We start from the raw sequence: 26979 nt of genomic DNA on the forward strand, positions 1-26979 counted from the left end.
TCAGGAGAGGGAACTACGTCATGTTGAACGCAATCAGGGTCGGAGTGCTGGATGAGCAGGAGGTTGTGCGTTATGGCCTATGCAGGCATCTCGCCAGTCAATCAGGCATGGTGGTGACGGGCTCTTATCGCAGCTCTAATCATGCCTTGCGCGCCGCACATCAGGGGGAGATCGATCTGCTATTGATGGATCACACGCTTGAACAAAGCGATGGAATAGGTCTCATCAAAACCCTGAAAAAAGAGCTTCCGCAGCTTAAGCTACTGGCGTTAATGCCCGCTCCCAATACAGTCGTGGCGACATTGCTGTTCACATTGGGAGTCCGTGGAGTCGTTTGTAAGACTCAACCACTCAAGGCATATGTGGAGGCTGTTCGCGCCTTGGCAGCTGGTGGGCTGTACTGCTGTAGCGGTCTTGCGGAGAACCAACCCCAAGCGCAATCGACTACTACCATTGCAGCCGAATCGAGCGATGTTGAAGCAGCGCTGCTCACCAACGCTGTTCTGTCTTCGCGAGAGCGAGACGTTCTGCGGCTATGCATCAGTGGGCTGACCGTTACCCAAATTGCGTACAGATTCGGACGCAGTGTCAAAACCATCAGCGCCCAGAAGCTGGCGGCCTACCGGAAGCTGGGTTTGAAAAATGATATGGACCTGTTCAAGAATCTTTCTCGCCACCGGACCTGAGTTTCTTTAACGCTCGAGAAGGTTTGGTTTTCTCGATAAACCAGGCTTCATCACAGCCTAATTGCGTGTACTGCGCTCATGGTGGCGTGCAGGATGCTCAGAATAATCTGTTTCTGAGCGCTTGCTCGGAAACTTCCTAGTCACTTCGTTCCCCTAGGTCTTGATACTGGCTCGCATACCGCTGAGGTTCGGTTGGGGAGGAGTCTACTGGAATTGACCACTCTCCAATGGATCGACCGCGCCATGACGACAGTTGTCGTTCGTTTGCTGCTGCCGGGAGGGTCGGAGATGAAATGGTCGAATTTGTCACCATTGCGTGTTGCCATACTGGATGACCATGCGCTTATCCTGAAAGGATTCGGTGCCCGAGTAGGGCAGGAGAGGGATCTTAAGCTGAGCGCTATGTATACCGGTAGTCGTGAGTTATTGACCGGTCTGCGCCACGATCCGGTGGATGTGCTGGTACTGGACTACTCTCTGCAGCAGGATGAACTGGATGGTCTAAACCTGATTCGGTTGTTGCGCATACGTCATCCAGACGTTCGAATTTTAGTGTCTTCTTCCGCTGAAAGTCCCGCGACTATTTCGCTGGCTCTACGTGCGGGGGCTTGTGGTTTTGTCGGCAAGTCACAAAAAGTCGATGACTTGATCGCAGCCATTCGGACGGTGGCCTGCGAGCGTATCTATCTGGCCCAGACGATTGCGCTGGAGCTGGGGCATGTACCAGCCCGGCAAGCGGACGATGAAGTCGGTAGCTCAACCCGTGTCGACTCTGATTCTGCGCTTGTCAGCAACCCGCTACTCTCCCCCAAGGAACAGGAGGTATTGCGATGCTGTCTGGACGGAATGTCGGTGTCTCAGATTGCGTTCAAGTTCACCCGCAGTCGCAAGACCATCAGCGGCCAGAAACAATCGGCCTTCCGCAAACTAGGGATACGTTGCGATTCCGAGCTGTACAAGATCCGTGGCGAGTTGAGCCCTGTTTGATTTTGCTGTGCAAGGTATTGCTGACTCTGCTCTGCTGTATCGGCTACGCCTGCTCTTCGGTATGGGCTCAGGACGCTGGTTTGTTCACCGAGCAGGAGCGGCAATGGATCGCTTCGCACCCTGTGATCAATGTTGCGGTTGGTGCTGACTGGCGCCCCTTGGAGTATGTTGAGGACGGTGTCTACAAAGGGCTGAGCGCCGAATACCTGAAGGCGATTTCACGAGTATCGGGCTTGCAGTTTCGCTGGGTACCCGGCACCAGTTGGAGCGATGCCAGACAAGCCCTGGAGGAGGGGCGGGTCGAGCTTCTGCCGGCGGTTTCCGAGCTGCTTTCCTCGACGGTATTGCGCAAGAAAATTGCTTACAGCAAACCGTACTTCGTAGGCTCGACGCTGATTGTCACTCGGGCCAATTCACCGACGGTGTTCGACCCTCGGCAACTGGCCGGGAAAAAAGTTGCGGTCAAAGGCGACGGGGCATATGAGCGCAATCTTCGTCAACGCTTCCCTGGCATTCAGCTTCTGACCGTTGTCACCCCCTCCCAAGCACTTGATCTGGTGGCGATGGGAGAGGCGGAGGCGGCGATTGATGTGGATACTGCCTTGCTGCCGATCATTCAGCGACGTTACCTCGGTGCTTTGCATATTGCAGGAACCATCGTTGACATGCCGGCGGTGCTTAGCATGGGGGTGCATATAGATGAACCTCTGCTGCTATCCATCATTGACAAATCCATTGGTTCTTTGACTGCCCTCGAGACCGATCAGATGATGGAACGTTGGGTGGAGCCCACAGATTACGGTCTACCGTCCTGGCCAATCGTGCTGCACTACTACAAGTGGCAAGCGCTAGCGGCAGTGAGTTTGTTCATGCTGTTCGGGGTGCTGGTCTATCGAGCTGTGAAGGCTCGTCGGCGCGCGGAACGCAGCGAGCGCGACAAAGCGATGTTTCTGGCGGTAATGAGTCATGAAATTCGCACCCCCATGAACGCCATTCTGTCCTCTGTCGAGTTACTGGAGCGGTCCAGGCTCGCGCCTGAAGAGGCACGCCTGGCGAAGGTAGCTGCGTCCGGGGCGAACAGCTTGCTAAATTTGCTCGACGATGTTCTGGATTTCTCCAAGATGGAGGCCAATAAGCTCGTGCTGAACTGCAAGGCCACCGACATCGCTTCCCTCGCTCGGGAGGCTGTCAGCATGGCTGAAATCCGCGCCCAGGAAAAAGGTTTGCCGCTGATGCTTAATCTGCGACTGGAGGAAGGTGTTTGGCCGATCATCGACACGCATCGTATTCTCCAGGTGCTGAATAACCTGATCTCCAATGCCGTCAAGTTCACCGCGAAGGGGCAGGTTGAGGTCCGTATTGATCTTGTTGTGAACCAGCAGGATTCGACGCAGGGCCTGCTGTCCCTTCGTGTGTCGGACAGTGGGATCGGCATTCCCAAGCGTCAGCAGGGGAGGCTGTTCCGCGCATTTTCCCAGGCTGACGAATCAACTACGCGCAAGTTCGGTGGGACTGGGTTAGGGCTGACGATTTGCAAGGATTTGGTTGAGTTGATGCAGGGAGACATTCACCTGCAAAGCGAGCCTGGTCAGGGGACAGTAATTGATGTGCGGATTCCGGTAGCGCTCAGTCGACAGAACACAGGTAACGCCGTGGTGGCCAAGGTTGATAGTGCTGCAGATACGCACGGACATAGTCCGGTGGGGCTGCAGCAAGACCACCACCAACACACGCTATTGTCCGTGCTGGTGGTGGAGGATCATCCGCAAAATCGTTTTGTCATTGAGCGTCAGCTGAGTACTTTGGGTTATACGGCGGTTCTGGTCGAGAGCGGGCAGGCGGCACTCGAGGGTATTGACGAAACGGCGTTTGATATCCTGCTGCTCGATTGCAATTTACCAGACATCGATGGCTACACCGTGGCATCCAGGATTCGCCAGCAAGAGCTCGGCAGTGGTCGGCATGTACCGATCATCGCCATTTCGGCCATGGGCGGTCCGGAACATCTTGCGGCCTGCCTGGAGGCTGGTATCGATGGCGTTCTTTCCAAACCTCTCAGGTTGAACGAGCTGCAGGCGACCATCGAGATGTGGTGCGATATCGGGCATGAGTCTCTAGGTGGTGGCGTCGATGGGAATAATCGGCTGTCAGATACGCTTGATGATGCCAGCTTACATGAGGCATTTCTTATCAGTGTCGAAGTTGATTTGGTCGTGCTTCGTCAGGCCATGGATGTGGCTGATTGGCGTCAGGTCGCGCGAGTAGCGCACCGTATTGTTGGTGCTGCGCTGAGTGTTGGCATGCCTGAAGTTGCTGGGATGGCCAAGGCAATCGAGGAAAAATCTTCGGCTTCCGGGCTCCCTTCTATGCTCGACGAGGATGTGCTGCGCCTCGAAGGCGCTCTTTGCGCCAGGAAGGCTGCTGGTGCACAGGGGCACGAAACTGACTCGTTGTGAGTGGCTTACTTCTGGGCATAAAAAACATGACGGCCAATTGCGGTGGTCTTCTTCAGTGAGTTTCGCCACTGCGGGCGGACGGTCCTGGCATGAAAGTGCGTTGCTCCCCGGGTTACATCAACGTGCTGCTTCTCGATTACTGTGCGGGCTACCCGACGGGCATTGGCCCAGGCGTTAGGCTCTTTCGGGGCCGGACTCTGCACTTGATGGGTCCAGGAGAACTGTTTCTCTTGATAGACCACCTTGCACACATTGGGCGTTTCCCAGCTGGCACGGTTCATTGTCACCATGGCTACGGCGATCTGCCCTTCAAGGGGCTCGCCGCGAGACTCATGGTAGATGTTCAAGGCCAGGCACAATAAAGCGTTCTGCAGTGTCATCGATATTCCTAGATTGCAATATACAGATACCCAGTCATGCAAAAGATGCCGTGCCATCGCCTGTGGTCAGAGGTGGAGGGCACGTGATCGCTGACTGATCAGGGAGCAGTCTGCGGAGCGTCGAAGCGTCAAGCGATAGGACCTGTCTCAATCGTCCTGCATCAGCGACAGCAGGCAATGCGCCCAAACAAACCAACACCGCTTCCTGTGGGAGTCATCTTGCTGGAAATTCAGGTCGAAGGCTGCCTGGTACGCCACCATCTCGGGCTCGTTCCTATGCAGAAAGGCACGACACTGCACGGCACACGCTCACCAACCTTTGCTATCTGCATATGTTCCAGGTGCTCGATGGTCGACCGTTTTGGGACAGGTCTCATATCTCCGAACAGGTGTCTTCAAGAGAATTCTTATATCCCAAGGACTTCCATGAATAGCGGAATGCCCTGGTTGATTGAAAGGCGTACCGGGCATTCCGGTGTGATGAGCAACCTGACTAATAAAGGCAAAGCACGTGAACCCAAGTGCAGTGAATATCGCCGTAGTGGACGGCAAGACAATTACCCAGGCATTGGAGCTTCGTACCACGAAGCAGGGTGAACCGGTACGGATCAAGGCGGTCCGTGGCGGCAGTTACATTCTCGCCGAAGGCGACAAAGGTGTAGCGCCGGAAAACGTCACCATCAAGCGGGTCGGTAAAGACCTGCATCTGAGTCTGGAAGGGACCGAGCTGGATCAGCCACAACTGATCATCGAGGACTTCTACGGTAGTGACGGTCAACTGGTCGGTATGGCTGAAGACGGCGCCTACTACGAATACATCTCTTCCGACGCCGAGCAGGATCACGAAGCCGCTTTCCTGAAGGATGGCGACTCCTCGGCCCAGGTGCTGGGGGCGGACCAGCTCTTGGGTTTCGGCAACGGTTTGGTAGCTGCGGCAGGGGTCAACTTTCTGCCGGCGCTGCTTGGTCTTGGAGCACTCGCTCTGGCCGGTGCGGCGTACGCTATTGGCAAGAACCAAGACAAGAATAGTGGCAACGGTGGCGGAGGTGATAATGGTGTGGTTCCCGTTGCTCCCGCGACTCCTTCCATCGGTGGTGCCCACGACGATGTCGGCAGCATCCAGGGGGCGATCGACAAGGGTGGTGTGACGGACGACAAGACCCCGACCTTCACCGGTACCGGTACACCAGGCAACACCATCATCATCGAAGACAATGGCAAGCCGATTGGCCAAGTCATTGTCGATAAAGACGGTAACTGGGAGTTCACCCCGACCAATCCACTGCCTGAAGGACCGCATAGCATTATTGTGGTCGAGAAAGACCCGAGCGGTAACATCAGCGAACCCTCCGACGAATTCGACTTCATCATCGACACCACTGCGCCGGGCAAATCCACGATTGGTGATGTAGTGGATGATGTCGGCGCAGTTCAGGGCTCGATTCCCAATGGCGGCCATACGGATGACAATACTCCGACACTGACCGGGACCGGCGAAGCCGGCTCGCGTATCGATGTCTACGCCAATGGTGAGAAAATTGGTGAAACTACTGTCAATGCTGATGGTTCCTGGTCGTTCACGCCCAATCCGGCCTTGGCCGATGGCGAGTATGTCTTCACCACCGTGGCCGTCGATGCCGCCGGCAACGCCGGTTTGCCGTCTGATCCCCACACCATCATCGTTGACACCGTCGCACCGGAAAAAGGTGTGATCGGTGAGGTTATCGACGATGTCGGTCTCATCACCGGCCCGATCGACAACGGCGGCCTTACCGATGACAGCAAACCAACCTTCACCGGTGGTGGCTTGGAGCCGGGCGACACCGTAGTGGTGATCATCGACGGTAAGCCAATCGGTGAAACCATCGTCGATGAAGACGGCAATTGGTCATTCACCCCTGAAACCCCGCTGGAGGATGGCAGCCACGAAGTCGTGGTGGTGATCAAGGACCCTGCAGGCAATGAAAGTGAACCATCCGATCCGCATGTGATCATCGTTGATACCAGTGCTCCGACCAAGCCAACTATCGAGTCCGTATTCGACAACCAGGGTGACCAACAGGGTAATCTCACTCCTGGCGATACCACCGATGATGCCCGACCTACTATCAGTGGCAAGGCCGAGCCTGGCAGCACCGTAATCATCTATGACAACGGCGTGGAAATCGGTCGTGCGCCGGTCGATGCAGACGGCAACTGGACATTCGAGCCTGAATTGCCACTGGCCAACGGTGGCCATAACCTGACTGTTGAAGCTGTAGATGCTGCGGGTAATGTCAGCGAACCATCCGATGGTTTTGATTTCGACCTAGCCGCAGGTGGCGCACCCACTGCTCCGGCGATCATCGGTGTGACTGACGATGTCGGCGACGTTCAGGGTAACGTTTCACCCGGCGGTGTAACCGACGACAGCAAGCCGACCATCAACGGGACGGCCCAGGCCGGTTCGACCGTGTCCATCTATGCCAACGGCGTGCTGTTGGGCACCGCCGTGGCTGACGCCAGCGGTAATTGGAGTTTCACGCCTGAGTCCGATCTCGCCGATGGCTCGCACAATATCACCGCAACGGCAACTGATGCGGCAGGTAATGTCAGTCCGTCGACCGGTAACTACCCGATCATCGTAGACACAATGGCGCCGGAAGCGGCGGTAGTGCGTGAGCTGACCGACGATGTTGGTCCGATCACGGGTGTGATCAACGACGGTGATACCACTGACGACAGCACCCCGACTTTTACCGGTACTGCCGAGCCAAACACCACCCTCATCATTTTCGACAACGGCGTGGAAATCGGCCGTGTACCCGTGGACGCTGACGGTAACTGGAGCTTCACTCCAGCCCCGGGCCTGCCCGATGGCGAGCACAGCTTCAGCACTGTGGTGGTGGATGCCGCGGGTAACCAAAGCCCAGAAAGCGCACCGATCGACTTCATTGTTGACACCGGTGCGGTGGCTATCAGTATCACGCATGTGTCCGACAACGAAGGCGTTAACCAGGGCGATCTGGCCAGCGGCAGCGTGACCGACGACAACACTCCGACCTTGCAAGGTCAGGCCACTGCAGGTGCCAGCGTCAACATTTATCTGGACGGTGTCTTGTTGGGCAGCGCTCCGGTAAACGCGGATGGTAGCTGGAGCTTCACACCGAACCCAGCCTTGGCCGATGGCAACTATAACTTCACCGCAACCGTGGTCACTGCCGCGACCGGCGAAAGTGCACCAACCGCCGACTTCAACCTGGTTATCGACACCGTAGCTCCGAGTAAGCCGGCCATCGGTGAGGTTACCGATGACGTGGGCGCGACCCAAGGCTCGGTCGAAAACGGTGGTATCACCGATGACACCACTCCAACGCTTGGCGGCAGTGGTCTTGAACCGGGTGACACGGTAGAAATCTACGACAATGGTGAGTTGATCGGGACCGTGCCAGTGGATGCTGACGGTAACTGGAGCTTCACGCCGAGCCCGCCGCTGAATGACGGTGAGCACGAGTTCACCATCATCGCCGAAGACGAAGCGGGCAACCGCAGCGAAGAGTCCGACCCACACACCGTGATCGTCGATACCGGTGCACCCAGCAAGCCGACTATCGACTCCGTGTTCGATGATCAGGGTGACCAGCAGGGTAACCTTGCCCCTGGTGCTATCACCGATGACGCCCAACCGACCATTCGTGGTCAGGCGGAGCCGAACAGCACTGTGATCATCTACGACAATGGTGTAGAAATCGGTCGCGCACCCGTCGACGCAGATGGTAACTGGACGTTCGAACCAACCCTGCCACTGGCTAACGGTGGACATAATCTTACGGTGGAAGCCGTGGATGCGGCAGGTAACGTCAGTGAACCGTCCGATGGCTTTGACTTCGATCTGATTGCAGGTGGCACACCACCGGCACCGGCAATCATTGGTGTAACCGATGATGTCGGTGACGTGCAGGGTAACGTCATGCCTGGTGGCGTGACCGATGACACCCGTCCTACCATCGTAGGTACGGCAGAAGCGGGCGCAACCGTAACTGTCTATGTTGACGGTACTGCCGTCGGTACTGCACTGGTGGGGTCGGACGGACGTTGGGAATATACCTTTGACACTGACCTGGCCGATGGCCCTCACACCATTACCGCAGACGCCACCAACCTGGCAGGTAACACCAGTCCTTCGACCGGTGGCTATCCAATCACTGTGGACACCACGGCGCCAGCAGCGGCGGAAGTGCGTGAGCTGAGCGATGATGTAGGTCCGATCACTGGTGTGATCAACGACGGTGACACCACTGACGACAGCACCCCGACTTTTACCGGTACAGCTGAGCCGAACACCACCCTGATCATCTTTGACAATGGCGTGGAAATCGGTCGTGTACCAGTGGACGCCGACGGTAACTGGAGCTTTACGCCAGCCCCGGCCCTTGTCGATGGCGAGCATAGCTTCAGTACCGTAGTGGTGGATGCCGCTGGTAACCAAAGCCCAGAAAGCTCACCGATCGACTTCACCGTCGATACCAGTGCGGTAACGATCAGCATCACTCACGTCTCGGACAACGAAGGCGTCAACCAGGGTGATCTGGCCAGCGGCAGCGTGACTGACGACAGCACCCCGACCTTGCATGGTCAGGCCACCGTAGGTGCCAGTGTCAACATTTATCTGGACGGTGCCCTATTGGGCAGCGCCCCGGTAAACGCTGATGGTAGCTGGAGCTTCACGCCGAACCCAGCTCTGCCCGACGGCAGCCATAACTTCACCGCAACTGTGGTCACTGCCGCGACGGGTGAAAGCGCACCGACCGCCGAGTTCAACCTGGTCATCGACACAGCAGCGCCAAGCAAGCCGGCGATTGGCGATGTTACGGATGATGTGGGCACCATTCAGGGACCGGTCGAAAATGGTGGTCATACCGATGACAGCACCCCGACCCTGACCGGTGGTGGTCTTGAGCCAGGCGACACCGTGCACATCTACGACGGAGGCGAACTGATCGGTAGTGTACCGGTGGATGGTGACGGCAACTGGAGCTTCACGCCGAGCCCGCCTCTGAACGATGGTGAGCATAAGTTCACCATCATCGCTGAGGACGAGGCGGGTAACCAGAGCGAGGAGTCCGATCCGCATACGGTGATTGTCGACACTGCCGCACCCGAGGCAATGGCTGTGGTCACCGGCATGGGCAAAGACAGCGGCACCGACAGCAGTGACTTCGTCACCAACGACGGTACGGCGGGGCGATTGATTCAAGGCAACCTGAGCGCTGCCTTGGCGGCGGGTGAAAAAGTGCAAGTGTCTACCGATGGTGGTAGCACTTGGCTGGATGCGCTGTTGAATGGAGATGGGATCTGGAGTTTTGTTGATCAGAACAGCCATCGCGGTGACTGGGAAATTCAGACGCGAGTCGTGGATTTGGCGGGTAATGCCAATACTGCTAGCCAAGCTGTGACGATGGATACGGTGGCACCGGATGCGCCGAGTGAAATCGAGGTCTTCAGCGATTCGGTTCAGGTTGTATTCGATGGTTCGCAATTGTCTGTTGGTGACTCGGTGAACCTGATGATCGGCGATCAGCGGGCGGACTACCGGTTGACCGAGGCTGATATTGCTGCAGGTGAGGTACTGATTGACGTTCCTGTTTCCTTACAACCTCTTGATGAGTTCAGTGTTAGTGCTGCGCTGGTGGATTCGGCAGGCAATGCATCTCAGTACATTGCAATTTCTGTGGGAAAAACCACCGAAGACTTTACAGATACAACGGACAGGACGGTGTATCGGGTAGGTGAAACGCTTGTTTTGGATACCATGCAAGTCAAGGTTCTGGTTGGGCAGACTTTTATTGGTGACTATGGTGCCAGTCCAATTCCAGGCTTTGGTTCCGGGTTACGCTTGTACTTTGGCTATAGTGGAAACGACACACTAGAAGTGTCGCCAAATGATCCATGTACCTCGATGAGTTTTACCACGGACTACGTGCATAACGCTGCCTCGTATAGCTTTTACGATACCGATGGAAATCTACTCAAAACGTTGAACTTCCCAGGTGATCCAAATGGGTATGAGGTGTCTTATGAGGCCCCCCCAGGAACTCTGATCGGTAAGGTTGTCGCTCATACCACTGAGTGGGGGTTCATGGACAACTTTGAGTTTGAGCGGCCCGATGGCTTTGTTTGGCACGACACGCCAACTGAACATCAGGTAGGGGGTGATGAGTTCGGCGCTTATTACGGCTCAGTTGGAGACGATATCTTTTCCCTGGAAAACGCTGCCGGCCTGGAAAGTGGGGATGGTGCCATTCATGCCGGCGCAGGGCTTGATACCCTAGTTTTGGTCGGTGCTGACCAAGTATTGGATGTAACCGGTCTGGGTGCAAAGCTCACCTCCATCGAAGTCATCGACCTCACCGGCACCGGCGATAACACCCTCAAGCTGTCCCTGGAAGATGTGCTCAATCACGGCGAAACCAATCTGTTCCACAACTCAGACAAGGTGCAGATGATGGTCAACGGCGATGCCGGTGATGTGGTCGACCTATCCAGCCTGATCGGCGATACCGATCCAGGCAGTTGGGCCTCTCAGGGCCAAGTGACTGTGGCAGGCGTGACCTACGAGGTGTACCAGCATTCCGCGCTGGGTGCCGAGTTGTTGGTGCAGGACGGGGTGCATACCAACCTGGTGTAAACCAAGCGGGACAGAGCCATTACTCCGTCCTTTCGGGTTACCAACTCATCAGCCTAACTCTCCATTCATTTAATACCCGAGTGCCGGTCGAACGGCGCTCGTGGTGGAGTCATGACCATGTTCAAACGAAACAACACAATCACTGCCGCGCTCTGTGGCGCGGTGCTCTTCTGCGGCCTGCCGCTGACGGTGCAGGCTGCTCCTGTAGAAAAAGCTTTTGCTTCGACCTACCAGCCGGTGGCGGCTGTCTCCAGCGGTCAGGCCCAAGTGGTGTACTACCGCACCGGTCAGCCGGGGCAGGCCAACGGTTCGGCCCATGTCTACGTGGATCGTGAGTTCCACACCGGTTTGCTGCCTGGTGGTTTCACGGCCTTCTGTGTGGCGCCGGGTGACCATACTCTGGGGGCCTATCTGAACGACGCACCGCAGTATCAGGGCAAAAGCACCGATATGTACCGGGCGGAGTTTCTCGGTGGCAAGACCTACTTCTTGCGTTCCGACAGCGGCAGCAACGGCGCTCCGCAGGTTGTCTCGCGGATGGATGCTGAGCGCGAGCTTGCGGGTAGCCGAATGCAGGTCCATGCGTTGTCTCGGGCATCGGCAGTGGAATCCTGTCGTTACCAGCAGGGCGCTACTTACAAGGACTACACCTTGTCCGGTGACGTGCTATTCGCCTTCGGCAAGTCGGGTTATCAGGACATCACCTCCGGTGGTTATGCCGCTGTTCGTGAGTTGATCTCCCAGTTGAACAGTGACAATGCCCAGCCCAAGCGTATCCAGGTGATAGGTCACACCGACCCGTTCGGCAGCGAGGCGAGCAATCAGGTCCTGGGCCTCAAGCGTGCACAAACCGTGCGCCGCCTACTACTCGACGGCGGCCTGCCAGCTTCGGTGGTCAGCGCCACCAGCGCCGGTAGTCATGAGCCGGTGACCGAGGACTGCTACGGCAGTAAAAGCGAGCAAGTGCAGTGCAACGCGCCGAACCGCCGGGTGGTAGTACGGGTCGAGACTCCTGAGCAACTCTGATCCGACATAACCGCGGCATAAATAACCGCCGCCTTTCGCTTGGAAGGGAGGCGGTTTTTTATCCTCGTGAGTTAGGGTGTTTGCAGTGCGTGGTTACAGACCCTGTGTCGCCTTGTCTGACGGTTATCACCCGGCTTGCTGAGTTTTTGAGACGGTTCTTATGTCGATCTGCTCTCAATGCTCTGAAAATATCGCAAGGCTTCTGTACTCGGGACATCACCGATGGCCGTTCAGCCACCAGGGTAGGCCGTCGCCCCCTGATCCATTCAGTTCGTGCCGGCTCGGATGACCGGCCGCCATAGCGAATCCATGATGATGTTCAAAACAATTGATAAGAGGGTCGTCGTGATATTCGCGGCGACTCTGTTCTGCTGCCCGCCGTTGCTGGCGCAACAGCCCAAGACCGGGGAAATACCCGGGAAGGTCTTCGACCACCGTTACCAGGAGTTGCCGCCGGTGGGCGTCGACCAGGTGCAGGTGGTGTATTACCGCACGACCGGCGGCACCCAGCGGGTGGGGGCGGCGCATATCTATGTCGACCGGCAGTTCCATACCGGTCTGCTGCCGGGTGGTTACACACGTTTTTGTCTGGCTCCCGGCACCCATACCCTGGGGGCCTATCTGGATGACGCACCGCGTTACTTGGGCAAAAGCACGGATCTGTACCAGGCCTCGCTGCTGGGAGGCAAAACCTACTACCTGCGCGTGCGCGAGGACGGCACCACCTTTCCGTTGCCGGTGAAACGTGACGAGGCGGAGCGCGAACTGCGCGAGACCCGCGCCCAGGTTCACGCGCTGTCACGGGCAGAGACGGTGGAAGCCTGTCGTCACTACGACTACCTGGACGACGATGCACTCTACAAGGATTACACCTTGTCCAGCGACGTGCTGTTCGCCTTCGGCAAAGCAGCTTATGGGGATATTTCCGCCGCCGGGCACCGTGCCATCGCGCAGTGGCTCAAGGAGTTGCAACGCGATGACGCGCAGATCCGTCAGGTCCAGGTGGTGGGGCATACTGATCCGATCGGCCATGAGGCCGAGAACCAGTTGCTGGGTCTGCAGCGGGCGACCACGGTCCGTCAGTTATTGATCGACAACGGCTTGCCCGAGTCGATCATCAACGCCACCAGTGCCGGCAGCCGCGAGCCGCTGGTACACAGTTGTTACGGTAGTCGGACCGAGCAGATCCCCTGTTATGCGCCGAACCGCAGAGTCGTGCTGCGCGTTGACTTGAGTCGTCGCAGCCAATAGCCCTCTCTAGGGGGGATATTTCCCCATTGCCCCGTCGAGCGTGGACCGACGGGGCTTTTTTTTGCTTTCGGTCGGACGATTTTCATCCATCGCCGCTGCCGACTTTCTACGTAAAGTCGCTTCATATTTTCATGCAGGTTCTAAGCTGGTTGGAACGGTCGGACATTGAGAGGCGTAAGCTCCCGTTGTCACCACTGCTCAACGCTCGTCATGGAAGCCGCATCGATGAAAACACACCTGGTCTGGGTATTCGCGCCGCTGCTGTTGGTGGGGTGCAACGGCATTCCTCGTCCGCTTTGCGGCGATGATGCCTGGCGTGGTCATTTCACGGTCAATTCGGGTTTTCCGTTACCTTATTTATTTCAGGGTAGTGCCGTGCAGTGGAACCAGGATTACGCGGTGACTGTAGGGCACATTCCGTTGCTACCGGATGTGGCCTACCACTGCAGTTCCGGTTGCGACATGGTGTTTATTCGGCACCCGGCCGAGGGGCCGGTCCCACTCTGGCGTGATTCTGTTCTCGGAGAGCCGGTCACGGCGGTGGGGTTCAGCCCGATATTGATGGATCTCAAGGGCGAGGGCATAGCCAAGAGCATGCGGGTCAGGTTGAGCAACAGCAGCGATCCGACAGCCTACGCGGTACACGACGGACCGATAGTGCAAGGCATGTCGGGCGGCCCGGTGTACGGTCGTGATGGCGCAGTGCTTGGCATTACCGTGGGTATGCTGTTCGGCGGGGCTCCAGCATTCGGCGATCTGAAGTCCAGCGAGCGGCTCAGCTTGTACTTGCCCTATGACGTGATCCGCAAGGAGTGGGAAACCTACAGCCGCAGCCTGAAGGCCAGGCTAGTGACGGCTCGTCACTGAGTTTGTCTACACCCTATTTGTATCCACTGGCAAAGTCTGCGCCCGGGGCGGTTTGTGTTCGGGTGCAGTCGTCGTAAAACTACGTGCAATGTTCTGCCGGATAAACCGCGTCGATCTTAAATACGAGAGCTTCGCCATCCTGTGTAACCTTCGGCAGCGACTACAAAAACTGTGGCGAATACCGGTCCGTGCAACACGTGGCCTGTGGCTTTTGGGACAAGTCTTGTTCTGTCGATAGAGGCTAAGAGTCAGAATCCTCTTATCAGCTTCAAGGTCGCCGACCGTATTGGTCAGGCGATAGCCAGGCTCACAAAGTGACGCTTGGAAGCCCTCAACTCTGTCGACTCGCCGTCAGGCGGCTCCGACCTCGACCCAGGACCCTTGCGATGGCTACTGACATGCCTGTCAGCTCAAGCATGGAGGATCAGGCTGTGCCTGCGCCGCCAACCCGTATTCAGGACACGCTGTTGCAAAGCGTGTCCTGGATATGCGACCACTATGGCTTTGGCAAAACCCCGGAAGCCTTGACCGCAGGCCTGCCCAAGGGCGGGCTGTTGTCGCCTTCACTGGCGCTGGCGGCGCTGTCGAATGCCGGTCTGTCTGCCGGCTTGATCGAACGCCAAGCCCAACTGCTACCGACCCAGTTGATGCCCATGGTGCTGCTGCGCAAGGAGCAGGGTGGTTGCATTCTACTGGGGCGCCGACGTGATCCGCAGGCAGAAGACAAGCGCAGCTTCATCTATCAGATTGTGCTGCCTGAGGTGGGCAGCGAAGCGGTCGAAGTCAGCCAGCTTGACATGGATCAGATGTACACCGGTTTTGCCGTGCTGGTGAAGCCGCGAGCCAAGGTCGACACCCGCGCCGGTGAGCAGGCCCCACAAGCGGCCGGTCACTGGCTGCTGAGCACCCTGTGGCGCTATCGCCGGTATTACCGCAGTGCGGCCATTGGTGCCGTGCTGATCAACGTGCTGGCATTGGCTAGCATCTTTTTCACCATGAACGTGTACGACCGTGTAGTGCCCAACCAGGCGTTTGTCACGCTGTGGTCGTTGGGCATCGGCGTCGCCGTGGCGATGGTGTTCGAGGCTGTGGCCCGTTATGTACGTGCCCATTTGCTCGATGTCGCTGGTAAGAAAGCCGATCTGGTGCTCGGCACGATGTTGTTCCGCCAGGCGCTGTCGATCCAGATGGAGCACAAGCCGGCTTCCTCGGGCTCGTTCGCCAACCAGCTGCGTGAGTTCGAGTCGGTGCGTGACTTCGCCACCTCCGCGACTCTGGCTGCGATCTCGGACTTGCCGTTCGTGCTGATGTTCGTCGGAGTGATTTTTGTCATTGGTGGGCCCTTGGGCTGGATCCCTTTGCTGTTGATTCCTCTGATCCTGCTGATCAGTGTGATCATTCAGTGGCCGTTGGCGCGGACCATGAAAGAGAACCTGCGTGAGTCGTCGCTCAAGCAGGGGGTGCTGGTCGAGTCGGTAGAGGGCTTGGAAACCCTCAAGGCGATCGGTGGCGAAGCTTACATGCAGCGCCGCTGGGAGACCTTCAGTGCGCTGTCGGCGGCGACTTCGATGAAGTCGCGCCAGCTCTCCAGCATCGCCACTGGGGTAGTGGCCTTCCTGCAGCAACTGCAGACCGTGGCGCTGATCATTATCGGAGTGTACCTGATCGATGCCGGCGACCTGACCATGGGCGCGTTGATCGCCACGGTAATGCTCGCCGGTCGCGCCACCGCGCCGCTGGGCCAGGTGATCGGCCTGGCGGTGCGTTTCCAGCAGGCCAAGGCGGCCTTGCAGTCGTTGAACAAACTTATGGACATGCCGGTGGACCGTGACGCGGATCGCGAGTACCTGGCCAAGCCGTCGCTGTCCGGGCAGCTCACCCTCAAGGGCGTGGCCTTTGCCTATCCAGCACCGCCCATGCAACCCAATCCACCGGTCCTACAGGACATCAACCTGTCAATTCGGGCCGGTGAGCGGGTGGCCATTCTCGGGCGTATCGGCAGTGGCAAATCGACCCTCTTGCGGGTGATGGCGCGTTTGTATTCGCCGGTCAAAGGCCAGATGTTCACCGACGGTCTGGATGTCAATCAGATCGATCCGGCCGACTGGCGCAAGGCTGTCGGTTACGTGGGGCAGGATGCCCGGCTGTTCTACGGTTCGCTGCGAGAGAATGTGATGATCGGCCGGCCCGAATCGACCGCAGACGAGTTCCTGCGAGTGCTGCGCTTGACCGGTCTGGACCGGGTGGCGGCCAGGCACCCTAAGGGCATCAACTTGCCGATCGGCGAGATGGGCGAGGGCTTGTCCGGCGGTCAGCGGCAATTGGTTTCCTTGGCGCGTAGCCTGCTCGCACGCCCCAAGCTGCTGCTGCTCGACGAGCCAACCAGTGCGATGGACACGCAGAGCGAAGCGTTGTTTCTCGAACATCTGAAACGCGCCACCGAGGGGCAAGCTGTGGTGGTGGTGACCCATCGACCGTCGTTGCTGGCCTTGGTCGAACGCATCGTGGTGGTGGATGACGGCAAGGTGGTCGCCGATGGCCCCAAGGAGAAAATCCTCGCGAGCCTATCGGGCAATCCGGATGCCAATGCCACCCAGGTGCAGCCGGCGGCACGCCCGCAGAAGGTCAAGGTCGGTCCGCCGCGTCCGGTTTCCACACTGGGAACTGCCGAAGAAGGGCACAAGACACACTCGGTATCAGCCCCGGCGAATGCCAAGTCCGTTACCGCGCATAGAGAGACAGGACAGTGATCAGCAAGTTGTTACGCCGCGAAGCTTCCTCGGCCCTGGAGCCAGGAGATGCAGCCTTCATGAATGATGTGCAAGAGTCGTTACTCACCCAGACGACCCCAGGCTCGAAACTGGTTCTTTACCTTATCGCCGCAGTGCTGGTGGGCGGTCTGCTTTGGGCTGCATTCGCCCGGGTGGAGGAAATCACTCAAGGAGAGGCGAAGGTTATTTCCCTGAGCCGCGAGCAGGTGATTCAGAGTCTGGAGGGCGGCATCCTCGCCGAAATGAACGTACGCGAAGGTGCCGTGGTGGAGAAGGGCGAAGTCCTGCTCAAGATCGACCCGACGCGCGCTCAGTCCAGCTATCGCGAGGCGTTGTCCAAGGTGATAGGCCTCAAGGCCACTATTACCCGCTTGCGCTCTGAGGCTTACCAGCAACCGCTGGAGTTCGAGGAGATAGTCAAGCAGGACCCGGCCGTCATTGCTCAGGAAACGCGAGCCTACACCGCCCGTAAACGCGCCCTGGACGAGAGCGTCAGTGCATTGCAGCGCAGCTATGCACTGTCCACCCGGGAAATTCGCCTGGCCGAGCCGTTGGCCGCCAAGGGCCTGATGTCCGAAGTAGAGTTACTGCGCATTCAGCGCCAGGCTAACGAGATCAAGTCGCAGATCGTTGAGCGCATCAACAAGTTCCAGGCCGATGCCAACTCGGAACTGACCAAGCTGGAACTGGAGTTGTCGCAGATCAGCGAAAATCTGGTGGGACGTGCCGACGTGGTGGATCGCACCACCATTACCGCGCCGGTGCGCGGTACGGTGAAGAACGTGCGGGTTAATACCATCGGTGGGGTAATCCAGCCTGGCGAGCACATTTTGGAAATCGTGCCGCTCGAAGAGCAACTGCTGGTGGAGGGCAAGATCAGACCCTCGGATGTCGCGTTTCTGCATCCGGGCTTGCCGGCGACGGTAAAGATCACCGCCTATGACTACGCCATTTATGGTGGTCTAAAAGGTACTGTCGAGCACATCAGCCCGGACACCCTTAAAGACGATCAGAAGGCTGCGGCCGGTCGCCCCGACGATACTTACTACCGGGTGCTGGTATTGACTGACAGCAGTGAACTGAATGCCGCAGGAAAGGCCTTGCCGATCATTCCGGGAATGGTCGCCTCGGTGGAGATCCGTACCGGCGAAAAGACCATTCTTGATTACTTGCTCAAGCCCGTGCTCAAGGCGCGTGAGGCCTTCCGGGAACGATAACCATGACTCAGATTCATCAGCACTGCACGCGGTCAAGCCGCTTGGCAGCAGGACCTTTTACGCGTTTTTTCCGGATGCCTGCCGTCTGGTCTGCAACGGCTTTGTTTTCGATTCATCTGTATTCCATGCCTACTCAGGCCGATCTTCTGGTCTTTACCTCGGTCGCGCCCAACGTTGCGCCGGCGCAAAACCTTGCTCCAGCCACGTCAACCGCAGTCGCGGCAAAAAGAACGCCGAGAAAGGCCGGTAAGCCTATGACAGCGAATGACGAACAATTGCAATTCACTAGGGCGCAGCCATCGTCGGTGCCTGCCAGGGTGCAAGCCGGTAACGCTCAAGCCGGACGAACGCAGGCAGTTGCGACGCCGCGTGTTCAGCCGGAGCGGGTGCAGGCTGCGCCGCTTGTAGTGGATTCCAGGGAAGAGGTTCCGGGGGTGTCGGCCCTGGCCACGGCAGCGCTGCCACCACGTCTGGCGGCAAGAAAAGGCTTGGCTCCTGGACCATCGGAAGTGGAGTTGAGAGAGATGTTCTTTCGCGCGATACAAGCTGCTGCTGAACGCAGCCCACAGGTGCAACGGGCACAGGCCGAATACGAGGCTGCCGAAGCCGATGTTGACGAAGCCAAGGGACAGCGTTGGCCGCAAGTGGATATCGGCACCCAGTCCAAGGCAGCGCAGTTCGGTTCAGGCTCGGAGAACGAGTCCGGGGGAAGTGGCGGCGTCAACCTGAATGTGATCACGCCTATCTATGACTGGGGTAGGATCAGCAAAACCATCGACAGCCGCAAGTACCTGTCCAAGGCCGCCAGTTCGGGCATCGAAGCAGAACTGGAGAGTTCGGCCTATGACGTGACGACCACTATGGTCGAGTTAGGTAAGCAGCGCATCATCATCGATATCAGCCAGCAATTCGTCAACCGTATGGATGAACTGGTCAAGATGCTTGCCGGTATCGTTGCGGTGGATAAAGGGCGGGCCAGCGAACTGACCCAGGCCAAAGCGCGCTTGTTGCAGGCGCAGGCGGCCCGCGACACGGCTCAGACGCGAGCGCGGGATGCGGAAATCAATCTGCGCAAGCTGGTGGGTGAACGACCGCTCATGATCCCGCGAACCAAGGAATGGAATATTCGTCTGGCCAATCTCGATGCCTTGCTGGGAAGGACTGAGGATCATCCGACTATCCATCAGGCCAAGGCGCAGACTGAGTCGGCTGAACTGCAGGCGCAGGTGGTGCGTTCTTCTTCGCTGCCGCAGTTGAACTGGGTGATTAGCAAAACCACAGCCGATGACGCTCTGGGTCGGGAACAGCCCTGGCAGACTTCATTGTCGGTGACCTGGGGTGCCTTTCGCGGTGGCTCGTCACGGGCCTCGGAGCGCGCGGCGCTGCAGCGTGCCGAAGCTAGCCGGCAGGAGACCGAGCAGCAACGCCTGGATCTGGAATACCGGATCCGTACGGCCGATCATGATGCTCGTACCTTGCTGGAGCGGGCCGAGCTCTATCGTGACTTGACCGTCGAGTCGGAACGTATCCGCCTGGCGTTTTACGAACAGTGGTACCACTTGGGCAAGCGTACCCTGCTGGATGTATTGACCGCGGAGAACGATCACTACGGTAACCAGGTCAGCGAAATCACCAATCGTTTTGATGGCTATCAGGCGATCTTTCGGCAATATGCCGGGGCGGGGGCATTGACTGGCTGGCTGCGAGGCTCTCAGCAATGAGCAGCTTTGGGTTGGCAGACGCGACCGTGCTCTGTTTCAGCTTGCGCGCCGTAAGGGGGCACTGATGTCAGCCTTACGGATTCTGGTACTCGAAGATCATGCCTTCCAGCGTTCGGTCGCGGTGAAGACGCTCAATTACCTGGGGCATCATGATGTACGTGCCGCCGCCGACGGCGCGCAGGCGCTGTCGATGCTCAAGGACGGTGGCGCCGCGGATCTGGTGTTATGCGATTTGCGTATGAAGGGTATGGACGGACTTGAGTTCCTACGTCTTGCCGGGCAGGCAGGATTGATATGTTCGGTGATTATCTGTAGTGAGCTAGCGCTGGACTTGCGCCGAGGCGTGCAAGAGATGGTGACCTTGCTTGGCCTGGAGATGCTTGGCGATATCGGCAAGCCCTTGCGTTTAGAGCTATTGCAGCCGCTCCTGGCAAAGTGTGTTCGGCTGAGTTCCGAGGAGGGGGCATCGACCATGCGAGTGCCAGATATACCCACCGAAACCGAGGTCCGACAGGGATTGGCACGTAACGAGTTTCGGGCCTATTACCAACCCAAGTTTCATTTGCACAGTGGTGTGGTCGAGGGGGCTGAGGTCCTGGTGCGTTGGGTTCGGCCAGAACTGAGCATCCAGTTGCCAGCAACCTTCCTGCCCGTGATCGCGCGTTGCGGTCTGTGGAATGAGTTGTTCTACGGGTTACTGGAGCAGGGATTGACTCTGCAACGCCTGTTCCAGGACTTTGGGCTGCCCCTCGAACTTGCGTTCAACCTGGATGTTTCGCAATTGGCCAGCCACGACCTGTGCGCTCGAATCCAGGCATCATTGCACCTGCATCGCTTACCTGCTTCCAGACTGGTATTCGAATTGACTGAATGTGGTTTGCTGGAAACCTCGGTGGTCGCATTAGAGACCTTGATTCGCCTGCGCATGATGGGCTGCGGGCTAGCCATCGACGATTTCGGTACGGGGTTTTCGTCGCAGCAGCGGCTTTGCCAATTGCCCTTCAATGAGATCAAACTGGATGCGGAGTTCGTTCAGGGCATGCTGTACAAGCCCCGTTGCCAGGCGGTCATCGATAGCACCCTAGCGTTGGCCAAGGCCTTGAATATCCGGGTAGTCGCCGAAGGCATCGAAAGCATCGAACAATGCCGTCGTTTGGCGCAAATGGGCTGCACGCAGGGGCAAGGTTATCTGTATGCCCGCCCCATGAGCGGGGCAGAGCTGGTGGCGTGGTTCTTTGAAAAAAATGAATGGCATCGCCGCAGCAGTTAGCAAAATATGGACAGACGCACAGATTCTCCTCCGTGGGGCCGATATGATGAGTGCTGCTCGTCGCAGCGTCGATGCTCCGCGGTCATGCTCTCGACAAACGGGTTGTCATCAAGGCATAGCGATATACAACATGCCGTGCTTCGCCCGAAGCCTGCGCTTGCCATTACCAATAGGGAAACAGGATCAGGAGTCTTTATGTACAAGGCATTGATTGTCGACGATCACCCAGTTATCCGTTTAGCGGTAAAAGTGTTACTGGAGCGCGAAGGTTATGAGGTGGTGGGAGAGGCCGGGAATGGAGTGGATGCCGTACAGATGACCCGAGAACTCGAACCCGATCTTCTGATCCTTGATATCGGTCTGCCGAAGCTTGACGGACTTGAGGTCATTGGCCGTCTGCATGCCATGCGGCAGTCCTTGAAAATCCTGGTGTTAACCTCTCAGTCGCCGAGCTTTTTCTCCCATCGCTGTATGCAGGCTGGTGCCGCCGGTTACATGTACAAGGCCGAGGATCTCAATGAGTTATCGAGTGCAGTACGGGCGATCATGAAGGGCTATAACTACTTTCCCAGTCTGAGCTTCAACTCGGTGCGCGCAGCAGATACCGAGGCCACGGAAGCCGATTTGCTCAGTCGTCTTTCTGATCGAGAGTTGTCAGTTCTGCAGCAGTTGGCTCGAGGGTTGAGCAACAAGGACATCGGCGAGATGCTGATGCTTAGTAACAAGACCATCAGCACTCATAAAACCAATATCCTCGACAAGCTGAATCTCCAGAGTGTGATCGAACTTGCGGAGTTGGCAAAGCGCCATTCCCTGATATAAAAAAGAAAAACATCGACTCAGAATAACTCTTAAAATAGACATCTTTGATGTGGGCGAGGGAGGGGACCATTCATAAGCGTCAAAAAAAGAGATGACTGCCTGGTGGAACTTGAGATAAGTCCCAAGGTTTATGGTCGCCGGAGCTACTAATTTTTGTATAGATGTTGTCATTAAATTGATGACGAGCACCTGACGAGTGCTGGGCGTAATTTCGACGAGGTACTGCGCTTGCTCGATTCACTTCAATTGAATGCCAAACACTCGGTGGCTACTCCTGTGAACTGGCGATCGGGCATAAAATCTATCAATCAATAGCTAACCCTAGTTCCGCTCGTCGCATCAAAAGCATATTTTGCTATCGAATAAGACAAGTCTCATTCGATAGCACTCTTTCTCTAAATACCATTGAGCCTTATTTTTTTGAGCTCTTTGGTATTCGCCGTGTTGAAGTTTATATTTATCGTTATATTTGGTTTTTGGTGCGAAAGTTGTTCGTTTGCCAGCCCAAAATATGAGGCACCTGAAAAGTCGATACAAATAAAGCAAAAATCCAAGGCCGCTCATTCATCCAAGCGAATAGGCAAAATGATAGGTCGTGCCCATCAATTGATTGGCATCCCCTACCGTTGGGGGGGCACCTCCGTCAGCCAGGGGTTTGATTGCAGTGGTCTGCTGGTTTACCTGTTTCGTACCGAGGCAGGGGTGCATATCCCCAGAACGACTACGTCAATGCTGCAATCAAACGCCCGAACGATTGCCCGACGCGATCTCAAGTCTGGGGATGCGGTATTCTTCAGGCACAACGGCGGCAGCCGTATGAAACATGTTGGTCTCTACATTGGTGGCGATCGTTTTATTCATGCTCCTCGAACAGGGAAAACTATTCGTATCGATTCGCTGAGCAACAAATATTGGGGGAAGAGTTTCCTTACCGCCAAGCGTTTTCACTGACGCCATTCAAGCATTTTTCCCCTACGAAGAAACGACGGCCAAATCTCCAATACCGAGAAGGTGGGCGGCTTTGTTGAAAAGTTGTGATTCTGCTACAAGACTGACTTAGGATGTCTATCTTATTGTTGGTCAGTGCTCACTCATGGCGTAGAGAGCGCAGGTGCAGGAAGTCAGCGCTATTCGTTGAGCGAAAGTGATGTTGTTTTTACGCGATGCAAGCTGTCCAATCTCTATTCTGCTGCGAGGTTCTATGCTGGGTCGCTGGGGTGCGTGTCTACTGTTGTTGTGCTTGCAATTGTTACCTCTGGCCTGGGCTGCTGAGGTGACGCCGCAGCGGCTAAATTTGCTCGGCCGTTCTGAGCTGAGCAGCCAGAACCTGCAACTGAGTACGGATGATCAGCAATGGCTTCGGTTCAATAAGGTGCTTAGGTTAGGGACCTCCTCTCCAGACTATCCACCCTTCGATATCAGTACCAGTGAGGGTGAGTACGAAGGTATCACTGCCGACTATATGGGGATACTAGCCAAGCTACTGGGGGTTGAGGTCGAAGTTTATCGTTATGCCACTCGGGAGGGGGCTGTTCAGGCGTTGCTCCAAGGGCAAATAGATCTACTGGGCAGCTCCAACAATTATGAAGCAGCCACCCCCGGAATCATATTGAGCCAGCCCTATGCCGATGATCAACCGGTGATCGTCACCCGGGTTGACGATGCAAGTCCGGAGAAGGAAGACCTATCTGGAAGAAAGCTGGCAATGGTCTATCACTATCTGCCGCAACAGGATGTCAGAGCGTTGTATCCCCATGCTGATCTGCGTCTTTACCCGTCGATTCAGATTGCAATCGCCGCTGTCGCGTTTGGCCAGTCGGATGCCTATCTGGGGGATATCATCAGTGCGGACTATCTGATCAGTAAAAACTATCTGAATACGGTTCAACTCTCACGCTTCTCCAGAATGGACCTGAAGCATTTCTCCTTTTCCATGCTCAAGGAAAACCAAACGTTGCAGCGGCTGGTCGACTCCGGGCTCAAGGTTATTTCGGAGAACGACCGGCTGAATATTCTGCGGCGCTGGAGTGGGGGTAGCACCAGCACCCTGTTCAGCCATACCAGATTGAAACTGAGCCCCGCAGAGCAACGTTGGATCAAAGAACATCCGGTGGTGCGTGTGGTGATCAATAATAGCTATGCGCCATTAACTTTTTTCGACTCGGACAAGCGATTCCGTGGGGTGACAGCTGACTTGCTGGAACAAATCAGCTTGCGCACGGGCTTGAAGTTCGAAACGCGAGTAGCCGACTCGGTTCAGGAAATGATCGAGGATGTTCAACAGGGCAGGGCGGATCTGATCGGCGCATTAAGCCGTAGCGAGCCCAGGGAGCGACTTCTGACATTCACACGGCCGTATTTGGCCAACTCCTTTGTGCTGGTCAGCAGTACACGTCCGGGGAGCCCGAGCAGTATTGAGGAAATGTCAGGCAAGCGCTTGGCACTGATTCACGAACACCCTTTGACCGACTACTTCAAAAGTCGCTACCCGACGATCACATTGGTCGAGGTTGACAATGCTTTGAACGCCATGGAACTGGTGGCGCAGGGGCGTGCCGATGCGGCTGTCAATTCACTGATCAGCTCTAACTATTTCACCAACCGTCTCTTCAGCGGCCAACTGAGGGCGGTGTCAACAGTAGGTGAGGTGCCCGCTACGACTGCGTTTGCTACGGACCAGAGTGCGCAGGAGTTGCATTCAATTCTGGACAAGGCCCTTCTCAGCATTCCTCCAGAGGAGATGATGAGCTTGACCAACCGTTGGCGCACCAACGCAGTGATCAGCGATAACTACTGGCAGGATTATCGTTCGCTGATTATGCAGATCATTGGTGGTGCGGCGTTGCTGCTACTGGCGTTTCTATTCTGGATCACTTACCAGCGTCGGGAGATCAGGCAACGCCTGCGCACCGAGCAGGCTCTGGAAGACCAGTTGGCGTTCATGCATACGCTGATCGACGGTACGCCACATCCGATCTATGTCAGAGACCGTCAGGGGAGTTTGCTGATCTGCAATAACAGTTACCTGGAGGCGTTCGGCGTCAGCCGCGAGACAGTATTGGGCCGGCAGGTCACGGCCAGCCTGCTGACCTATGCGGAAGAAGTCGAAACCTATAAGTCCGACTGCCAGTGGGTGATGGCGTCGGGTGAAGCCTTGATTCAGGACAATCAGTTCCACATTGGAGCCAATGGGCAATTGCACAGCATCCACCATTGGATCCTGCCTTATCGAGATGCCAGGCAGGAGATCAAGGGGATCATCGGCGGCTGGATCGATATCAGTGAGCGCAAGTACTTGCTGGAGGAACTGCGTAGCGCCAAGGAGCAGGCGGAAGAAGCGAGCAGGGCTAAGACGACTTTCCTGGCAACCATGAGCCATGAAATCCGCACGCCGATGAATGCGGTAATCGGCATGCTGGAGATGGCGCTCAAGAAGGCCGACCAGGGGCAGCTTGACCGTTTTGCGCTGGAGGTTGCGTTCAACTCGGCCAACGGCCTGCTCGACCTGATTGGCGATATCCTCGACATCGCCCGAATCGAGACTGGCAAGATGAGCTTGAGCCCAGAGCGGGCCAATCTGCGTGAGTTGATCGAGGCGGTTGTGCGGGTATTCGATGGTATTGCCAGGCAGAAGGGATTGTGTATCAACGTGGAGATCAATCCTCGCATCCAGGGCGATGTGCTGATCGATCCCCTGCGTTTTAAGCAGGTTCTGTCGAACCTGCTGAGCAATGCCATCAAGTTCACCGAGCAGGGGCAAGTGTTGATCAGCCTGCACTGCGAATCGTCCGATAATCCGGCAGAGCTGAATGTCAGGCTGCGGGTCGAGGACACGGGGATCGGAATCTCCCTCGAGGATCTGCAACGTCTGTTCAAGCCGTTTGCCCAGGCCGCAGGTAGTGTTCAGTCGGCTCGGCAAGGTGCCGGACTGGGCTTGGTGATCAGTCGCACCTTGTGCGAAATGATGGGGGGCAAACTCGACATGCACAGTACTAAGGGGCAGGGTACGACGATTAATGTCACGCTGAACCTGATACAGCTGGATGACATCGCGAATCCAGCAGAAATCAATGAGGCCCTCCCGCCCTCAGCATCGCGCTCGCTCAGGGTGCTCGTGGTGGATGATTATCCGGCAAACCTGCTGTTATTGAGTAAACAACTAAGTTTCCTCGGGCATAAGGTCCGGGAAGCCGAGGACGGGGTCATGGGGTTGCGCCTCTGGCAGGCCCATCGCTTCGATGTGTTAATCACCGACTGCAATATGCCATTGATGAGTGGTTACGAGTTGACGAAAATCATCCGGCAGCAGGAGCAGGAACGCCAGTTGGCTCCCTGCCTGATCTTTGGTTTTACCGCCAACGCCCAACCGGAAGAGCGTGAGCGTTGCAGGGCTGCAGGAATGGATGATTGCCTGTTCAAACCGATCAGTCTGGCCGAACTGAATCAGCGCCTATGGGGCCATCCCGACAAGCTACCGGCACAAGCGATGACCGAGATGAAGGATGCGCCATTCGGTATTGACAGATTGCGGCATCTGACCGGCGGAGACCCGGAGCTGGTGGTGCGCCTTCTCAACGATCTGATGCAAAGCAACAGGGATGATCTCGGAAGTTTGCGCATGATGGCCAAGGATCCCGACATTTCACTTCTGAGTGGGATGGCGCACAAGATTAAGGGGGGCGCTAAAGTCGTCAATGCGCAAGTGCTAATCGAGCGATGTGATGAGTTGGAACAGGCATGTTCGCAGATGCTGCCTGGCGAGGTGATTCAGGACCGGGTCACTGCGCTGGAACAGACCATCCTGGAGATGGAGGAGGAGCTACTTGCCATGTTGGCGTTAGCAACCCCTAACCTGTGA

At 56.8% G+C, this 26979-nt stretch carries 15 protein-coding genes and 1 pseudogene; 15 read left to right on the forward strand and 1 reads right to left on the reverse strand.

Translation table 11 applies throughout. The annotated features are described in order from the left end of the window. Positions 1-20: 20 nt before the first annotated feature. The 3 genes from ACTJKT_RS01060 (at position 21) to ACTJKT_RS01070 (ending at position 4129) form a co-directional block, all read left to right on the forward strand. A complete protein-coding gene (locus ACTJKT_RS01060) occupies positions 21-686 on the forward strand; it encodes a LuxR C-terminal-related transcriptional regulator (protein ID WP_440785838.1) in 666 nt (221 codons plus the stop codon). Positions 687-899: 213 nt separating this feature from the next. Next, the gene (locus ACTJKT_RS01065; RefSeq protein ID WP_440785839.1) at positions 900-1673 is read left to right on the forward strand and encodes a response regulator; all 774 of its coding nucleotides are present in this window, start codon (positions 900-902) and stop codon (positions 1671-1673) included. 80 nt (positions 1674-1753) lie between these two features. After that, the gene (locus ACTJKT_RS01070) at positions 1754-4129 is read left to right on the forward strand and encodes an ATP-binding protein (protein WP_440785840.1); all 2376 of its coding nucleotides are present in this window, start codon (positions 1754-1756) and stop codon (positions 4127-4129) included. Positions 4130-4134: 5 nt separating this feature from the next. Here the strand turns inward: ACTJKT_RS01070 and ACTJKT_RS01075 are convergent, their stop codons facing one another. Continuing rightward, positions 4135-4509, reverse strand: a complete 375-nt coding sequence (locus tag ACTJKT_RS01075) for a cell wall hydrolase (protein WP_440785841.1) — start codon at positions 4507-4509, stop codon at positions 4135-4137. Between the two features lie 511 nt (positions 4510-5020). Between ACTJKT_RS01075 and ACTJKT_RS01080 the strand changes: the two genes are divergently transcribed. From ACTJKT_RS01080 to ACTJKT_RS01135, 12 genes and pseudogenes are all read left to right on the forward strand, one after another. Then, positions 5021-11176, forward strand: a complete 6156-nt coding sequence (locus tag ACTJKT_RS01080; protein ID WP_440785842.1) for an Ig-like domain-containing protein — start codon at positions 5021-5023, stop codon at positions 11174-11176. Positions 11177-11293: 117 nt separating this feature from the next. After that, positions 11294-12202, forward strand: coding sequence for an OmpA family protein (locus ACTJKT_RS01085; RefSeq protein WP_440785843.1), 909 nt, complete (start codon positions 11294-11296; stop codon positions 12200-12202). A gap of 345 nt (positions 12203-12547) precedes the next feature. After that, a complete protein-coding gene (locus ACTJKT_RS01090) occupies positions 12548-13453 on the forward strand; it encodes an OmpA family protein (RefSeq protein WP_440785844.1) in 906 nt (301 codons plus the stop codon). A gap of 225 nt (positions 13454-13678) precedes the next feature. Continuing rightward, entirely contained in the window at positions 13679-14320 is a 642-nt protein-coding gene (locus ACTJKT_RS01095; protein WP_440785845.1) for a trypsin-like peptidase domain-containing protein, read from the forward strand. A 416-nt stretch (positions 14321-14736) separates the two neighbouring features. Next, positions 14737-17070, forward strand: coding sequence for a type I secretion system permease/ATPase (locus ACTJKT_RS01100; RefSeq protein WP_440786056.1), 2334 nt, complete (start codon positions 14737-14739; stop codon positions 17068-17070). Then, entirely contained in the window at positions 17067-18308 is a 1242-nt protein-coding gene (locus ACTJKT_RS01105; protein WP_440785846.1) for an HlyD family type I secretion periplasmic adaptor subunit, read from the forward strand. The genes ACTJKT_RS01100 and ACTJKT_RS01105 overlap by 4 nt, the downstream gene beginning before the upstream one ends. Before the next feature lie 2 nt (positions 18309-18310). Then, complete coding sequence (locus ACTJKT_RS01110) at positions 18311-20029, forward strand: TolC family protein (RefSeq protein ID WP_440785847.1); 1719 nt, start codon at positions 18311-18313, stop codon at positions 20027-20029. Between the two features lie 64 nt (positions 20030-20093). After that, positions 20094-21299, forward strand: coding sequence for an EAL domain-containing response regulator (locus ACTJKT_RS01115; protein WP_440785848.1), 1206 nt, complete (start codon positions 20094-20096; stop codon positions 21297-21299). A gap of 195 nt (positions 21300-21494) precedes the next feature. Next, positions 21495-22121: a response regulator gene (locus tag ACTJKT_RS01120; protein ID WP_440785849.1), complete on the forward strand. Its 627-nt coding sequence runs from the start codon at positions 21495-21497 to the stop codon at positions 22119-22121. 195 nt (positions 22122-22316) lie between these two features. Further along, positions 22317-22436 (forward strand): annotated as a pseudogene (locus tag ACTJKT_RS01125) (hypothetical protein); the annotation flags it as partial. 216 nt (positions 22437-22652) lie between these two features. Next, positions 22653-23072, forward strand: coding sequence for a C40 family peptidase (locus ACTJKT_RS01130; RefSeq protein WP_440786057.1), 420 nt, complete (start codon positions 22653-22655; stop codon positions 23070-23072). 250 nt (positions 23073-23322) lie between these two features. Then, positions 23323-26979, forward strand: a complete 3657-nt coding sequence (locus ACTJKT_RS01135) for a transporter substrate-binding domain-containing protein (RefSeq protein WP_440786058.1) — start codon at positions 23323-23325, stop codon at positions 26977-26979.

It is taken from the genome of Pseudomonas sp. 22526 (genome assembly GCF_052044735.1).
In the GTDB taxonomy this organism is placed as follows: domain Bacteria; phylum Pseudomonadota; class Gammaproteobacteria; order Pseudomonadales; family Pseudomonadaceae; genus Aquipseudomonas; species Aquipseudomonas piscium.

Excerpts from the sequence above, each read along its gene's own strand:
- ACTJKT_RS01060 (WP_440785838.1), top strand. The coding sequence starts at position 21 with ATGTTGAACGCAATCAGGGTCGGAGTGCTGGATGAGCAGGAGGTTGTG.
- ACTJKT_RS01075 (WP_440785841.1), bottom strand. The coding sequence starts at position 4,509 with ATGACACTGCAGAACGCTTTATTGTGCCTGGCCTTGAACATCTACCAT.
- ACTJKT_RS01085 (WP_440785843.1), top strand. The coding sequence starts at position 11,294 with ATGTTCAAACGAAACAACACAATCACTGCCGCGCTCTGTGGCGCGGTG.
- ACTJKT_RS01095 (WP_440785845.1), top strand. The coding sequence starts at position 13,679 with ATGAAAACACACCTGGTCTGGGTATTCGCGCCGCTGCTGTTGGTGGGG.
- ACTJKT_RS01100 (WP_440786056.1), top strand. The coding sequence starts at position 14,737 with ATGGAGGATCAGGCTGTGCCTGCGCCGCCAACCCGTATTCAGGACACG.
- ACTJKT_RS01110 (WP_440785847.1), top strand. The coding sequence starts at position 18,311 with ATGACTCAGATTCATCAGCACTGCACGCGGTCAAGCCGCTTGGCAGCA.
- ACTJKT_RS01115 (WP_440785848.1), top strand. The coding sequence starts at position 20,094 with ATGTCAGCCTTACGGATTCTGGTACTCGAAGATCATGCCTTCCAGCGT.
- ACTJKT_RS01120 (WP_440785849.1), top strand. The coding sequence starts at position 21,495 with ATGTACAAGGCATTGATTGTCGACGATCACCCAGTTATCCGTTTAGCG.
- ACTJKT_RS01135 (WP_440786058.1), top strand. The coding sequence starts at position 23,323 with ATGCTGGGTCGCTGGGGTGCGTGTCTACTGTTGTTGTGCTTGCAATTG.